The sequence below is a fragment of the Pseudomonas sp. DL genome (assembly GCF_047199225.1).
Classification (GTDB): Bacteria; Pseudomonadota; Gammaproteobacteria; order Pseudomonadales; family Pseudomonadaceae; genus Pseudomonas; species Pseudomonas aeruginosa.
The window spans coordinates 2,578,590-2,591,409 of sequence record NZ_CP178323.1 but is presented as its reverse complement, the minus strand read 5'-3'; the positions used below and the strand labels follow the sequence as shown (position 1 = coordinate 2,591,409).

Annotated in this window: 17 protein-coding genes, 1 tRNA gene and 1 pseudogene; 12 read left to right on the top strand and 7 right to left on the bottom strand. The window is 63.2% G+C overall.

Annotation, left to right across the window (positions count from 1 at the left end; all coding sequences use genetic code 11):
* Positions 1–57: 57 nt before the first annotated feature.
* Positions 58–279 (top strand): DNA methyltransferase, encoded by a 222-nt coding sequence (locus tag ACI766_RS12355; RefSeq protein ID WP_371915247.1) that lies wholly within the window; start codon positions 58–60, stop codon positions 277–279.
* Positions 279–482 carry a hypothetical protein gene (locus tag ACI766_RS12350; protein WP_019683010.1) on the top strand — a complete coding sequence of 68 codons (204 nt, stop codon included), beginning with the start codon at positions 279–281 and terminating at the stop codon, positions 480–482. Before ACI766_RS12355 ends, ACI766_RS12350 begins: the two co-directional genes overlap by 1 nt.
* Here the strand turns inward: ACI766_RS12350 and ACI766_RS12345 are convergent, their stop codons facing one another.
* Together ACI766_RS12345 and ACI766_RS12340 are read right to left on the bottom strand one after the other, a co-directional pair.
* Complete coding sequence (locus ACI766_RS12345; RefSeq protein WP_019683009.1) at positions 483–731, bottom strand: hypothetical protein; 249 nt, start codon at positions 729–731, stop codon at positions 483–485. It lies immediately after the preceding gene.
* Between the two features lie 75 nt (positions 732–806).
* Positions 807–1,082, bottom strand: coding sequence for a hypothetical protein (locus ACI766_RS12340; protein ID WP_033970683.1), 276 nt, complete (start codon positions 1,080–1,082; stop codon positions 807–809).
* A 102-nt stretch (positions 1,083–1,184) separates the two neighbouring features.
* On the opposite strand from ACI766_RS12340, the pseudogene ACI766_RS12335 reads away from it, so the two are divergent.
* From ACI766_RS12335 to ACI766_RS12310, 6 genes and pseudogenes are all read left to right on the top strand, one after another.
* Positions 1,185–1,232: pseudogene (locus ACI766_RS12335) on the top strand (hypothetical protein); the annotation flags it as partial.
* A gap of 59 nt (positions 1,233–1,291) precedes the next feature.
* Positions 1,292–1,600, top strand: coding sequence for a DUF4406 domain-containing protein (locus tag ACI766_RS12330; protein WP_033970681.1), 309 nt, complete (start codon positions 1,292–1,294; stop codon positions 1,598–1,600).
* A gap of 157 nt (positions 1,601–1,757) precedes the next feature.
* Positions 1,758–2,231, top strand: a complete 474-nt coding sequence (locus ACI766_RS12325) for a hypothetical protein (protein WP_236080353.1) — start codon at positions 1,758–1,760, stop codon at positions 2,229–2,231.
* Positions 2,224–2,346, top strand: coding sequence for a hypothetical protein (locus ACI766_RS12320; protein ID WP_015648964.1), 123 nt, complete (start codon positions 2,224–2,226; stop codon positions 2,344–2,346). Before ACI766_RS12325 ends, ACI766_RS12320 begins: the two co-directional genes overlap by 8 nt.
* A gap of 179 nt (positions 2,347–2,525) precedes the next feature.
* Positions 2,526–2,738 carry a DUF4224 domain-containing protein gene (locus tag ACI766_RS12315; RefSeq protein ID WP_016562001.1) on the top strand — a complete coding sequence of 71 codons (213 nt, stop codon included), beginning with the start codon at positions 2,526–2,528 and terminating at the stop codon, positions 2,736–2,738.
* Positions 2,739–3,767: a tyrosine-type recombinase/integrase gene (locus ACI766_RS12310; protein ID WP_019682000.1), complete on the top strand. Its 1,029-nt coding sequence runs from the start codon at positions 2,739–2,741 to the stop codon at positions 3,765–3,767.
* Between the two features lie 85 nt (positions 3,768–3,852).
* Here ACI766_RS12310 and ACI766_RS12305 read toward each other — a convergent pair.
* Both ACI766_RS12305 and ACI766_RS12300 read right to left on the bottom strand, forming a co-directional pair.
* Positions 3,853–3,939, bottom strand: a tRNA-Leu gene (locus ACI766_RS12305).
* Positions 3,940–4,052: 113 nt separating this feature from the next.
* Entirely contained in the window at positions 4,053–5,465 is a 1,413-nt protein-coding gene (locus ACI766_RS12300; RefSeq protein ID WP_003120048.1) for an ATP-binding protein, read from the bottom strand.
* A 77-nt stretch (positions 5,466–5,542) separates the two neighbouring features.
* Here ACI766_RS12300 and ACI766_RS12295 point away from each other — a divergent pair, with 77 nt between their 5' ends.
* The gene (locus tag ACI766_RS12295) at positions 5,543–6,886 is read left to right on the top strand and encodes a two-component system response regulator (RefSeq protein ID WP_003102481.1); all 1,344 of its coding nucleotides are present in this window, start codon (positions 5,543–5,545) and stop codon (positions 6,884–6,886) included.
* 10 nt (positions 6,887–6,896) lie between these two features.
* On the opposite strand, the gene ACI766_RS12290 is transcribed toward ACI766_RS12295, so the two are convergent.
* Both ACI766_RS12290 and alkB1 read right to left on the bottom strand, forming a co-directional pair.
* Positions 6,897–8,504 carry a methyl-accepting chemotaxis protein gene (locus ACI766_RS12290; RefSeq protein WP_004350033.1) on the bottom strand — a complete coding sequence of 536 codons (1,608 nt, stop codon included), beginning with the start codon at positions 8,502–8,504 and terminating at the stop codon, positions 6,897–6,899.
* Positions 8,505–8,615: 111 nt separating this feature from the next.
* Positions 8,616–9,764, bottom strand: a complete 1,149-nt coding sequence (gene alkB1 / locus ACI766_RS12285; protein ID WP_003102475.1) for an alkane 1-monooxygenase AlkB1 — start codon at positions 9,762–9,764, stop codon at positions 8,616–8,618.
* 346 nt (positions 9,765–10,110) lie between these two features.
* On the opposite strand from alkB1, the gene ACI766_RS12280 reads away from it, so the two are divergent.
* Positions 10,111–10,713, top strand: a complete 603-nt coding sequence (locus tag ACI766_RS12280) for a nitroreductase family protein (protein ID WP_003113348.1) — start codon at positions 10,111–10,113, stop codon at positions 10,711–10,713.
* Positions 10,714–10,775: 62 nt separating this feature from the next.
* Here ACI766_RS12280 and ACI766_RS12275 read toward each other — a convergent pair whose 3' ends face one another.
* Complete coding sequence (locus ACI766_RS12275; protein WP_003116840.1) at positions 10,776–11,675, bottom strand: DMT family transporter; 900 nt, start codon at positions 11,673–11,675, stop codon at positions 10,776–10,778.
* A 132-nt stretch (positions 11,676–11,807) separates the two neighbouring features.
* On the opposite strand from ACI766_RS12275, the gene ACI766_RS12270 reads away from it, so the two are divergent.
* Positions 11,808–12,245 carry an Lrp/AsnC family transcriptional regulator gene (locus ACI766_RS12270; RefSeq protein WP_003102469.1) on the top strand — a complete coding sequence of 146 codons (438 nt, stop codon included), beginning with the start codon at positions 11,808–11,810 and terminating at the stop codon, positions 12,243–12,245.
* A 14-nt stretch (positions 12,246–12,259) separates the two neighbouring features.
* Positions 12,260–12,820: a GNAT family N-acetyltransferase gene (locus tag ACI766_RS12265; RefSeq protein ID WP_003102467.1), complete on the top strand. Its 561-nt coding sequence runs from the start codon at positions 12,260–12,262 to the stop codon at positions 12,818–12,820.

The following is a 12,820-nucleotide window of genomic DNA, read 5'->3' as shown; positions in this document are numbered from 1 at the left end:
GAGGGCACGGACAAGACCAGCCCCAACAACCACCCCACGGTCAAGCCGACCGAGCTGATGGGCTACCTGGTGCGCCTGGTGACCCCGGCCGGCGGTCTGACCATCGACCCCTACATGGGCAGCGGCAGCACCGGGAAGGCGGCGATCCTCAAAGGCTACCGGTTCGTCGGCATCGAGCGGGAAGCGCCGTTCCTGCCGATCGCCGAGGCGCGGATCAGCCATGCCTTCGCCAAGCGCGAGGCCGCCACTGCCCAGTCTGACCTGTTCGGAGGCCTGTGATGCCCGAGCTCACCCCCGTCCGCGATCTGGCGGACCTCGACACCCTTGACCCGGACCAGTGCGCGCTGGGCTACGCTGCGGCGCTGCGCGGCGAGCCGGCGGAGGAATGCCCAGACGGGCCGCGCTACAAGGCCATCGGGAACAGCAAAGCTATTCCCGTGGTGCGGTGGATTGGGCGGAGGCTGATGGTGCAGTTGGGATGATCAGTCAATCGGCGTGGCACCCCAGCTATACCGGGAGTAGAGATGAGGCCGGCAATCATCTGACTTCTTCTGCTTCTCCTTCACCGGCAGCAGGAATCTAGAGCCAATCGGGTACTTTTCCCTAAAGCTCTTATCGCACTCGATCACCAAGTCGACAGGATACTTACCCCCGGGCAATGGCCGGACCCTCACGCTACCGCGGCGCCGATCAAAGAACAGTTCTGCCTTGATGTATTCGTAGTCGCTCACCGCATCTCTCCTTGATCCGGCCCCATGCCGGGCCATCCGAACCTACCCCCTCCATGCCATTGCGCTATCGCAGGCTCAGTACGTCGTTTTTTTTGGCACCGTAATCCCTTTTCCAATCAATACCCCAAGGGCTCGCCATGCGATTGCCGCACCGAAGAAAGCGAAACCAAGACCAGGAACATACATGTAAAGGTTGACTTTCAAGTCCCCCTTCTGGAGCTCGATCGACATCGGGCCAGCGGTTCCGTGCTCAATGAGCAGGTACCCAAGAACGATGGATAGCGCAGCAACTGCAAAAGCTCCAACGGCAGTAAACAGGCTGATGTGAACGGTAGTTGGGCCATCGGACATTCGGATCTCCTTTTTCCAGAACCGGCAATTTGCCATCAACCAGATGGCGCGGATAGCCCTAAGGAGGGGAATATCTATGCCCGCTAAGAATTCCGTACACCAATTAAGCGCATCTACCTCGCCGGCCCTATTACCGGCCTGCCGGAGTTCAACTACCCGGCCTTCCACGCCGAAGCCGCGCGCCAGCCTGCGGCACCCAGGCCGGCTACATGCGCAAGGCCCTGGCGCAGCTGGTTACCTGCGACGCCATCGCGCTGTTGCCGGGCTGGCCAAGTTCACGCGGCGCCAATATCGAGCGCAGCCTGGCCTTTGAGATGGGGATGAAGGTCGTCATGGCCGCGGACATCGCCGCACCTATAGGGCGGGAGTCAGCCGCCACCCTCGTCTGTGCTTCCACCGCTAACTCCGGACTTAACCAAGCAAACGAGCTTGCGCATTCCGACATGGGTGCAAGGTCTTCCGGGCGCCACCCCCTCGATCATTCGGTTGAGATCGGCTCGTTCGAGCCCGTCAGCTAGAACCCCCTCGCGGTAGAGCTGCCGAATGTGCCCTTCGTGAAGCCACTTCTTGCTGGTCTCATTGAAGCAAATGCTCCGCCCAGGTCTTCGCTCCTGAATGAGCAGGCCTTGCTCGCCAGCCAACTCAAACACCCGCGCAACAAACCATTCCTCATCCATGTTCATCGCTCCAGCCGAAAGCCTGGAGTATAGGAGACCCTATGCCGGCAAATTGCTGCGCTCACAAGGAACGCCCCATCTTGTTCAGCGGGCCGATGGTCCGCGTCATCCTGGAGGGGCGGAAGACGGTCACCCGCCGTGCCATGAAGCCGCAACCAGTGCTCGACGGCCATTTCTGGACGTACGGCGCCGCCGGCAGATCACCGCCGAGGGATGGACGCCAGAGCACGACGACCAGCACAGCCACGGCCAGATGGCCCGCGCCGCCGCCTGCTACGCCCTGGCCGGCTCCAGCGCTCCGAACGATGGAACCGCCGCCCTGCTGGTGTCGCTGGCGTGGCCCTGGGATGAACAGTGGTGGAAGCCGAGCACCGCGCGACGCGACCTGATCAAGGCCGGTGCACTGATCCTGGCCGAGATCGAGCGCATCGACCGGGTAGCGGCGAGTCAGGGAGGGCCAAGCGATGCGTAGAGCACTGACTGCCCTCGCCATCATCGCCGCCCTCGGCCTGGCCGTGGTGGGGCTGGTGGAGATATTCCCGATCCTCCGCACGCTGGCGGCCTGGCAGACGGGGTGCTTCGGATGAAGCAGAAACCAGGCATCGCCCCCTCCCCAGCGAAGGCCCGCCGGATCAGGGGCACATGCCCGCCAAGGCTGGTCCCGTCACCGGTGAGCCGGTACATCCTACCTGAAATCATCCATGCCGCGGCCCAAAGGAAAGGGCTGCGGAAGCGTCCGGCTATAGGCCGGGAGAGGCATTACCTCATGGAAAACATTACATTCTTGACCCACGAGGAGGTGTGCGAACTGACTGGGGCGCGCACCAAGGCCAGGCAGATAGAGGTCCTGAAAAAGAATGGCATTCGCCACACTGTGAAGGCCAACGGCTGGCCGTGTGTCATCACCGCCAGCCTGCTGGCACCGGCCACGGCTGCGAAACCCGAGAAGACGGGCTGGACTCCAAGGAAAGCAGGATAAATGGGAAGACGGCCGACCAAACCGGGGAGCATTCCCCGGCTCCGCGAAAGACGCCGCGGAGACAAGATCTATTACTACTACGACCTCGGCGGCAAGCCACGCAAAGAACTGTCCCTCGGAACGGACTACGGCCTGGCGATCACTGAATACGCCCGCCTGGAGAGGGCGCGCACAGCCGATGCAAAGCTAGCGGAGACGCTCACGTTTCGCTATGTGGCTCAACGCTACTTCATCGACGTCGTGCCAACGAAAAGCCCTACAACGCAGAAGGACAACGCCCGCGAGCTCAAGCAAATGCTGGCGTTCTTCGATGATCCACCTGCAGCCATCGGGGATATCGAACCGAAGCACATCAAGCAGTACCTGATCTTCCGGCGGTCGGCGCCGGTTCGCGCAAATCGGGAAATCTCCCTTTTCTCGGCCATCTGGAACTACGCGCGCGAGATGGGCTACACCAAACTGGCCAACCCATGCTCAGGCGTGAAACGGAACAGAGAGCGCGGGCGTGATGTGTATGTCGAGGATGACCTCTATGCAGTGGTCTATGAGGCGGCAGATCAGGGACTGAAGGATGCCATGGACCTTTCTTACCTGACGGCCCAGCGCGTGGCCGACACCCTGAAGATGGATGAGCGCGATATCCGCGACGGCACTTTGGCAATTCGCCAAGGCAAGACGTTGGCGAAGCGTCGTATCGAGTTGATCGGGGAACTGAAGCTGCTGATCGACAGGATTATGGCCAGGAAGGCTGGATACCGCGTCCGCTCGACGCGCCTGGTCGTCATCGATGACGGCCAGCCGATGACCTATCACATGCTCAGAGGTCGTTTCGACAAGGCCCGGGAGGCAGCGGGGATCCCAAAATCGGCTTTCCAGTTCAGAGATCTGCGAGCCAAGGGAGGGACCGATACTGCCGAATCAAGTGGCGACATTCTGCAGGCGCGGGACCAGTTAGGTCACACGACGGTAACGATGACCGAGCACTACATCCGCGACCGGAAAGGCAAGAAAGTGAAGCCGACGAAGTAGAAGATTGCGGAAATGTTGGGGAATTGCGGAAAGAAATATGGAGGGATTTTCTTTACTGGAATCGGCTGAACGCCAGGAAACACGATGGTGCCCGGAGCCGGGGTCGAACCGGCACGGGGTTACCCCCGAGGGATTTTAAGTCCCTTGCGTCTACCGATTTCGCCATCCGGGCAGGATCTCGCTTCAAGTGAGCCGGCAACGGGAACCAAACCGGCATCCCAACCCGAGACCCACCCCAAACGGTAGATAAATCATTGTCTTACGTTACCCTAGCCGGCGCAACAGTTAATTTCCGTGGGCTCCGCCCAGGTTGCCGGGCGATTCCAGGGGAAGCACGATCCGGAAAGCGCTGCCGACTCCCGGCTGGCTACGTACCTCGATGGTGCCGCCGTGTTTCTGGACGATGCCGTAGGAGAGCGACAACCCCAGGCCGGTCCCCTTGCCTACCGGCTTGGTGGTGAAGAACGGATCGAAGATGCGCGGCAGGATCTCGGGGGAGATACCCTGCCCCGAGTCTTCCACCTCGATCCAGGCATGCTCCACGGTATGCCCCGTGCGAATCACGATGCGACCCCGCTCCGGCCCCATCGCCTGGGCCGCGTTCATCACCAGGTTCATCACCACCTGGTTGATCTGCGACGGCAGGCACTTCACCTCGGGCAGATCGCCGTATTCGCGGACCACGTCGGCCCGGTACTTCAGTTCGCTGGCGACGATATTGAGGGTCGACTCGATCCCCTGGTGCAGATCGGTCCACTGCCAGTCGTCCTCGGCGTCGACGCGGGAGAAGTTCTTCAGGTCCTGGACGATCTTGCGCACCCGCCCTATACCTTCCCTGGATTCGCGCAGCAACACGGCGACATCCTCCTTGACGAAGGCCAGTTCGACCCGCTCACCGAGCTGCTCCAGGCGTCTTGCCAGCGCCTCGTCGCGGATCGCGGGGCGAGCCTCTTCATAGGCTTCAAGTACCTCCAGCAAACGCCTGACGTGCTCCTCCAGGGTGGTGTAGTTGGAGGAAACGTAGCTGATGGGGTTATTGATCTCATGGGCGACGCCGGCGGCCAGGTGGCCGATCGAGGCAAGCTTCTCCGTCTGCACCAGTTGGCTTTCCAGTTCCTTGCGCTCGCCGATCTCTTTCTCCAGCGCCTCCTTGGCCTGGCCGACTTCCCGGGTGATCTCCTGGATGGCAGCCTCCATCCGGCTCATCTGCAACTGGAGGTGAGCCGTCACGTTCCACTTGGCGCTGAGATTGCCGGCCATCTGGCGGACCTCCTGTCCCTGCAAAGGCAGGCCGAGGAGCAGCAGGCGCTCTTCCGCAGCCCACGGCGCCAATAGCGGAAAATCGGCGGGAGGCGCATGCACCACGACCTGCAAGCGGGAGTCGAGACGCCAGAACCGCTCTAGAACGGGAATATCCGCGCCTACCGACGGCATCCCGAGAAACACCACGGCATACGGCGCATCGGCCTGGAGGGCCGAGCGTATCCGCCCCAATGCCTCCTCGGCGCTTCCCGCCGTATCCACCTGGTAGCCCCGCTCAGGCGCCACGGGAGGCGATTCGGCCCCTAGGGTTCCCTGCAACAACCCGCATACACGGTCTCGATCCGCCTGCCGCTCATCGATCACCAGCAAGCGCCGGTTCCTGATGGGTAACGTCTCCATGATCCGCACCTCCGCTCGCCCAGCCGCCGCGTGCATGCGCCCTCGTCCAGGCCAGACTCGGACTATGCTTGCCTGAAGTATTCAGGCAAAACTCACCCGGTGGACAGACACTCATGAACGATAGCGCACCTCCTTCCAACGAGACGGAGATCCGCTTCAGCGTGCTGCTGGTCGACGACGAGCCGCTGATCCTCAGCAGCCTGCGCCGGCTGCTACGAAACCAGCCCTACGACCTGTTGCTGGCGGAGAGCGGCGAACAGGCCCTGCAACTGCTGGAAAGCCGGCCCGTGGACCTGGTGGTGTCCGACGCCCGCATGCCGAACATGGACGGTGCTGCCCTGCTCGCGGAAATCCATCGCCGCTCCCCGGAAACCATTCGCATCCTGCTCACCGGCCATGCCGACCTGCCAACCATCGCCAAGGCCATCAATGAAGGGCGCATCCACCATTACCTGAGCAAGCCGTGGAACGACGACGAGTTGCTGCTGACCCTGCGCCAGTCGCTCGAATACCTGCATTCCGAGCGCGAGCGGCGGCGCCTGGAGCGACTTACCCAGGAGCAGAACGACCGCCTCCAGCAACTCAACGCCACGCTGGAAAAGCGCGTTCAGGCGCGCACCGCCGAACTGCAGCAGACCGCCGACATGCTCGACCTCGCCTATGAGGAGCTAAAGCGCAGCTACGTGGTCGGCACCGAAGTCTTCTCGCTGCTGGTCAACCAGCGCCTGCCCAAGGACAAGCAGACCAACCAGCAAATCATCGAACTGGTCCGCGCCTGCTGTGCCAGCGGCCTCGTCGACGAATCGGATGGTCGCGACCTGGCGATGGCCGCAGCGCTCTACAACATCGGCAAGCTGAGCTGGAACGACACCCTGCTCAGCTCGCCCTCGGACCTGCTCTATCACCACGACCGCGATCGTTTCCGCGGCTACCCGGAGCTCAGCGAGTCGCTGCTGATGTCGCTGGAACCGATGCAGGACGCCGCCCGCCTGATTCGCCATCACCAGGAGCACTGGGACGGCAGCGGCTATCCGGACCACCTCAAGGGCGAGGCCATTCCCCTGGGCTCGCGCCTCTTGAAGCTGGCGGTGGATTTCGTCGAGCTGCAGCGCGGACTGATCCTCGAACGGCGCATGAATCGCGACGAAGCACTGATGTACATCCGCAAATACGCCGGCCGGCTGTACGACCCCGAGCTGATCGAACCGTTCATCCAGGTCTGCGCGACGACCCTTGCCGATGTCACCCTGGCCGATCCGCAAGTCCGTGCCCATGGCACCCGCGACCTGGTTCCGGGCATGGTGCTGGCGCGCAACCTCACCGCCAACAACGGCATGCTGCTGCTCAACGCGGGCAAGGTCCTGAACCTGGCGCTGATCGAGAAGCTGATCGCCTTCGAAGCGATCGAAGGCGCACGCTACACGCTGTTCGTGCGCCTCCCGGAGTCGACGACCTAGGCGGCTCCCGTCAGATCTTGAAGCGCTCCACCGACGAGCGCATGGTCGCTGCAACCTCGTTCAGGCGCCTGGCGGTGGCGGCCATCTCGTGCATCGCCTGGGTGTTCTGCTGCGAACGCTGGGCGATGAGTTCCACGCGCTGGGCGATTTCATCACTGGCGCGCGACTGCTCGCGGATGGTCTGGGAAATCTCATCGACCACCGACGCGGCATGACGGGTTCCATCGAGGATCTCGTTGATCGACACCCCTGCCTGACGGGCGAACGACACCCCCTCGTTGACCCGGCTCACGCCGGCCTCCATGCTGTTGATCGCTTGCCCCGTGCTGGCGCGGATGCGCTCGATCATCGCGGTGATCTCCTGGGTCGACTGGGTGGTCCGCGCCGCCAGCCCGCGTACCTCGTCGGCGACCACGGCGAAACCGCGCCCGGCCTCTCCGGCCCGCGCCGCCTCGATGGCGGCGTTCAACGCCAGCAGGTTGGTCTGCTCGGCGATCCCCTTGATCACCTGGATGATCGAATGGATCTCGTCCGACGACTGGCCGAGAGCGGTGATGCTGGTGGAGGACTGGTTGACCACGTCGGCGATGCGGCTCATCCCTTCCACCACGTTGAGGATCACCTGCCCGCCACTGCTGGCCAGCTCCTCGGACTTGGCCGAGATCACCCTGGCGTTGTCGGCGTGGTCGGAAATCTGCGAGATATTGGTGATCATCTCTTCCATGCTCGCAGCCATGCTGGTGGCGCTGTCGGCCTGTTGGCTGGCGCCGTGGACGATCGACTGCGAGGTCTGGCCGATGGATTGGGAGGTGTCGTGGAGCTCTTCGCTTTCCTGGCGGATGATGGTGATCATCTGCCGCAGGTTCTCCTGCATCTCGCCCAACGCCCGCTGCAACTGGCCGGCCTCGTCATTGCTGTCGACGCCGATCGGCTCCTGCAGGTTGCCCTGGGCGATCACCCGGGCCGATGAGACCAGTTTGCGCAGCGGCTGCAGGACGGCGCGCAGCAACTGGCGACAGAGCTGTCCAAGGACCAGGCAGGCGACCAGGATGCCGCCCGCGAGCATCCAGGCGGAATAGCGCATGCTGTCTTCGCGCGCCCGGTTGGTCTGCTCGACGTGTTTCTCGATCAGGCTGCTGAGCGCTTCGTTGCGCCCTTCCAGCTCCTTGAAGGCCTGGACGAACTGCGGCAGCTCGGCCCGCGCCGCCACGGGATCGAGCAACGCCTTGCCGACGATGCTCTCGGCGGCGCCGATGTAGGCTTCCAGGTCGGGCCGCAACTCGACCAGCGCCTGGTGGATGGCGTCGTTGAGAGGCAGCCCCTGGTTCTGCTCGACCACCTTGCGAAACCACTGGCTGTGCTCCTGCAGGTCCTCGCGGACCTGCTCGGCCGCCGCGCCGTCGCCGGGCTGGACCACGAACGCCGCGAGGACGTCGGCGCGCAAGGCGTCGTGCATCATGTCGCCTTCCATGTGGTTGCGCAGCGCATTGACGCTCAGCTCGTTCTCCGACAGTGCCTTGCCCAACCGCAATTGCCCCCAGAAGCCGACCCCGCCGAGCAGCACCACAGCCACGATGCCGATGGCGCCCGAAGCGAGGATTCTCTGCCGAATGTTCATCCCTGGGCTCCTTTCCGTGCCGAGATATCGCTAAGGATAGTCAACCCCAGGCAAGGCGGGATTGCCCGAACGAAGAGCTATTCGGGCACGGAGCGGGGACGCCGGCCATTCTCAGGAAGCTGCCGGCCGCTCGCTCTGTTCGGCCGTCAACTGGAACTCTTCGCCCGCATAGTAGGCCCGCACCTTGGGGTCCATGACCGCCCGCCACAGCGGCGGGATCAGCGCCAGCACCACCATCCCGGCATAACCGCTGGGCATCTGCGGGCTATCGTCATAATGACGGAGGACCTGATAGGGGCGTTTGGCGAAGGCATGATGGTCGGAATGCCGTTGCAGATGGAACAGGACCAGGTTGGTGAAGACGAAGTTGCTGTTCCAGGAGTGGGTATGGTTGGTCCGCTCGTAGCGCCCGTCCTCGCCCTTTCGCCGATGCAGGCCGTAGTGCTCGACGTAGTTGATGATCTCCAGCAGGGTCACCGCGACGAACGCTTGGCCAAGGAAGAAAACCATCCCCAGCCAGCCGAACGCCCAACCGAAACCGACCAGCAACGCCAGGCTCAGCAGGTACCACCAGATCAGTTCGTTCTGCCAGCCGAACACCGGCAGGCCCTTCTTGCGCAGCCGCACCGCTTCAAGGCGCCAGGCGTTGAGGAAGTTGTACTTGTAGGCATGCGGCAGGAACTGGTAGACCGACTGGCCGAAACGCGCCGACGAAGCGTCCTCCGGCGTAGACACATGCACATGGTGGCCGCGCACATGCTCGACCTTGAACCCCGCGTAGCACACGGCGGCCAGCAGAATGCCGCCGGCAGCCTGCTCCAGCGCCGAGTCCTTGTGGATCAGCTCATGGGCGACGACGATCCCCACCGCTCCCATCACCGTGCCCATCGAGAGGATCCAGCCCAACCGGCCGAGCCAGCCCCACTCCTGGAAAGCGACGAACACGCCAGCGGCCCACACCAGCGTACCGATGAGCACCGGCACCGTGGCCAGGGTCAGCAATACGTAATAGCCCTGGCCGAGCAACTGCGGCGTCTGCGTTTCCTCGTCGGGGTTGGCCGGGTCGCGGCCGAACAGCATGTCCAGCAGCGGCCCGATGCCGAATACCGCAATCACCAGGGAAAATGCCCAGAAGGCCGGATGTGCGCTGTCCTGGGCCATCCAGTAGTTGAACGGCATGGACAACGCCAGCAGCAGCCAGAGCCAATAGGCGTACTTCTTGATGGCCAGCATGGTGCTGGGAGAGAAATTTTCAAACATCGTGCGCTCCAGTTTTTGTCCGACAATCCTACAATCGAACCATCACCGAGCCGGGCTGCCAGGTCACCATCACTAAAGGTTGGCCGCCTCCCCCGCCTTCACCCTGCTTGACCTGAATCAAAGGCCAAGTCCTCGCGGTTTTATGCCCATCGACTTTCTCGATATTCCATTTTCATCCGTACTTGCCGTCTCTCGCTGCCGGCCGCGCTGGACCGTGGATACCCGGCTTTCCTGGAGAAGCCGGGTATCCATCGCATCAGCCGATAGGAATCACCGGTTATTTCCCATTGATCTCATCGAGGCCGTCGCTAATATCGAATCCAATTTCCAAACAAGGAGCCTCACGATGTCTGACGCATTCCTCTCCTCCATCAAGAACCGCCGCACCATCTACGCCCTGGACAAGCAACTGCCCGTCTCCCAGGAGAAAATCGTCGAACTGGTCAAGGAGGCCGTCTCGCACAGCCCTTCCGCGTTCAACTCGCAGAGCTCGCGGGTGGTCGTCCTGTTCGGCGCCGAGCACGAGCAGTTCTGGAACATCGCCAAGGACGAGTTGAAGAAGATCGTTCCCGCCGACGCTTTCGCCGCCACCGAAACCAAGCTCAATTCCTTCGCCGCCGGTGCCGGCACCGTACTGTTCTTCGAAGACCAGACGGTAGTGCGCCAGCTTCAGGAGCAGTTCGCCCTCTACGCCGACAACTTCCCGGTGTGGTCGGAGCAGGCCAGCGGCATGGCCCAGTTCGCGGTCTGGACCGCCCTCGCCGAGCACAAGGTCGGCGCCAGCCTGCAGCACTACAACCCGCTGGTAGATGCGCAGACCCACAAGACCTGGAACCTGCCGGAAAGCTGGAAGCTGCGCGCACAGATGCCTTTCGGCGCCATCGCCGCTCCGGCGGGCGAGAAAGCCTTCATCGCCGAAAGCGAACGCTTCAAGGTCTTCGGCAACTGATCGGCCGAGATCGCCGTAGAAAAGCCCCGCCTCGTCGCGGGGCTTTTTCTTTCCCCCGCGCCTCAGCCGCGACGCACCGCCGGCCTCGGCAGGCGCACGCTCCAACCCTGCTGCATGCCCGCCGCGGCGAGCAGGATGGCAGCCACGCCAAGCCACTGGGCCAGGCTCAGGCGATGTTCGAAGACCAGCCAGTCCACCAGGATCGCCGCGACCGGATAGATGAAGGACAAGGCACCGGTCAGCGCCGTCGGCAATTTCTGAATGGCGCCGTAGAGCAGTACGTACATCAGCCCGGTATGGACGATTCCCAGGGTCGCCAGGCTGGCCCAGGGAGCAACGTGCCGGGGCAGTTCGGCAAGGTTCGCCAGCGGTGCGAGCATCAGCACGCCGGTGCCCACCTGGATCAAGGCGATAAGATGCGGCGGCGTGCCTTGCAGGCGCTTCACGATCAGCGCGGCAAAGGCATACAGCAGCGCGGCAGCGAGCGCCAGGAGGATACCGAACAGGTAGTCCCCGCGCGGGGCGTCGCTGTCGCCGTGGGCGCTGACGATCGCCAGCATGCCGGCGAACGAAAGCCCCAGCCAGCCCAGCTTGCGCGCCGTGACCTTCTCGCCGAGAAACACCGCGCCTAGCCCCACCAGCATGAACGGCTGGACGTTGTAGACCGCGGTACCGATGGCGATCGAAGCCCGTGAGTAGGATGCGAACAGCAATACCCAGTTGCCGACGATGAACACCCCGCTGAGGAGCGCCAGCAGGAACGCCTCGCGCCCCAGGCTGCCGCGGCGCAGGAAACCCAGCGCGGCACAGGCGACCAGCAGCGTGGCGAAACCGAATACGCAGCGCCAGAACACCACGTCCAGCACGGGCTGCCCGGAGAGCAGCACCAGCCAGCCAATGGTGCCGCAGATCAGCATGGCCGAAGTCATTTCCAGCGTACCGCGACGGATCGGATCGTTCATGGGCGCTCTCCCGCAAGACAGGCCTATGATTATCCAAAGTCGTCTTCCAGCCCTCCATCGCATTACTCAGGCAAAAACCCGTGACGACCTTTTTTATCAGGGCTATTTTGAAAAAAAACTTTCGAGGCCGACATGACCGACGACATCGACCAACGCCTGATCAACGCCCTCATGGCTGACTCGCGACTGTCCCTCAAGGCTCTCGCCCAGGTCAGCGGGCTATCGGCCCCGAGCGTCGCCGAACGCCTGCGCAAGCTGGAAGAACGCGGCGTGATCCGCGGCTACACCCTGGATGTCGACCCCCGCTGTTTCGGCTACCAGTTCCAGGCGATCGTGCGCATCCGCCCCCTGCCCGGCAGGCTGCACGAGGTCGAGCGACAGATCCAGGACATCGCCGAGTTCACCGAGTGCGACAAGGTCACCGGTGACGACTGCTTCATCGCCCGCCTCCAGGTTCGTTCGATGGAACAGCTCGACACGCTGCTGGACAGGATCAACGGCTACGCGGAAACCAACACCGCCATCGTCAAGAAGTCCCCGGTTAAACGCCGGCTCCCCCCGATGACCTGAGCGAGGCACTCCGCATGCCCACACCCGGCACGGGTTCCGTCCCGGAACTGCAACTCGTCCCGTTCCAGCTGGAACACTTCCCAATCCTGCAACGCTGGTTCGCCACGGAAAAGGAGCTGGTGCAATGGGCCGGCCCCGCCCTGCGGCATCCGCTGAGCCTCGAGCAGATGCATGAAGACCTCGCGGAAAGCCGCCGGCGACCGCCGCTGCGCCTGCTCTGGAGCGCTTGCCGGGATGACCAGGTCATCGGCCATTGCCAGTTGCTGTTCGACCGCCGCAACGGCGTCGTCCGCCTGGCTCGCATAGCCCTGGCGCCAAGCGCGCGCGGCCAGGGCCTGGGGCTGCCGATGCTGGAGGCGCTGCTCGCCGAGGCCTTCGCCGACGCCGACATCGAGCGCGTTGAATTGAACGTGTACGACTGGAACGCTGCCGCCCGTCATCTCTATCGACGCGCGGGGTTCCGCGAAGAAGGCTTGCGCCGCTCCGCCACCCGGGTCGGCCGGGAACGCTGGAATGTCGTTCTCATGGGGCTTTTGCGGCAAGAGTGGGCGGCGGGAGGCGCCGGCAACGACTGA

Bases quoted from the DNA above. Each gene is read 5' to 3' on its own strand.
- ACI766_RS12355 (WP_371915247.1), top strand. From the start codon at position 58: ATGGGCTACCTGGTGCGCCTGGTGACCCCGGCCGGCGGTCTGACCATC.
- ACI766_RS12350 (WP_019683010.1), top strand. From the start codon at position 279: ATGCCCGAGCTCACCCCCGTCCGCGATCTGGCGGACCTCGACACCCTT.
- ACI766_RS12340 (WP_033970683.1), bottom strand. From the start codon at position 1,082: ATGTCCGATGGCCCAACTACCGTTCACATCAGCCTGTTTACTGCCGTT.
- ACI766_RS12330 (WP_033970681.1), top strand. From the start codon at position 1,292: ATGCGCAAGGCCCTGGCGCAGCTGGTTACCTGCGACGCCATCGCGCTG.
- ACI766_RS12325 (WP_236080353.1), top strand. From the start codon at position 1,758: ATGTTCATCGCTCCAGCCGAAAGCCTGGAGTATAGGAGACCCTATGCC.
- ACI766_RS12320 (WP_015648964.1), top strand. From the start codon at position 2,224: ATGCGTAGAGCACTGACTGCCCTCGCCATCATCGCCGCCCTCGGCCTG.
- ACI766_RS12315 (WP_016562001.1), top strand. From the start codon at position 2,526: ATGGAAAACATTACATTCTTGACCCACGAGGAGGTGTGCGAACTGACT.
- ACI766_RS12310 (WP_019682000.1), top strand. From the start codon at position 2,739: ATGGGAAGACGGCCGACCAAACCGGGGAGCATTCCCCGGCTCCGCGAA.
- ACI766_RS12300 (WP_003120048.1), bottom strand. From the start codon at position 5,465: ATGCACGCGGCGGCTGGGCGAGCGGAGGTGCGGATCATGGAGACGTTA.
- ACI766_RS12295 (WP_003102481.1), top strand. From the start codon at position 5,543: ATGAACGATAGCGCACCTCCTTCCAACGAGACGGAGATCCGCTTCAGC.
- ACI766_RS12290 (WP_004350033.1), bottom strand. From the start codon at position 8,504: ATGAACATTCGGCAGAGAATCCTCGCTTCGGGCGCCATCGGCATCGTG.
- alkB1 (WP_003102475.1), bottom strand. From the start codon at position 9,764: ATGTTTGAAAATTTCTCTCCCAGCACCATGCTGGCCATCAAGAAGTAC.
- ACI766_RS12280 (WP_003113348.1), top strand. From the start codon at position 10,111: ATGTCTGACGCATTCCTCTCCTCCATCAAGAACCGCCGCACCATCTAC.
- ACI766_RS12275 (WP_003116840.1), bottom strand. From the start codon at position 11,675: ATGAACGATCCGATCCGTCGCGGTACGCTGGAAATGACTTCGGCCATG.
- ACI766_RS12270 (WP_003102469.1), top strand. From the start codon at position 11,808: ATGACCGACGACATCGACCAACGCCTGATCAACGCCCTCATGGCTGAC.
- ACI766_RS12265 (WP_003102467.1), top strand. From the start codon at position 12,260: ATGCCCACACCCGGCACGGGTTCCGTCCCGGAACTGCAACTCGTCCCG.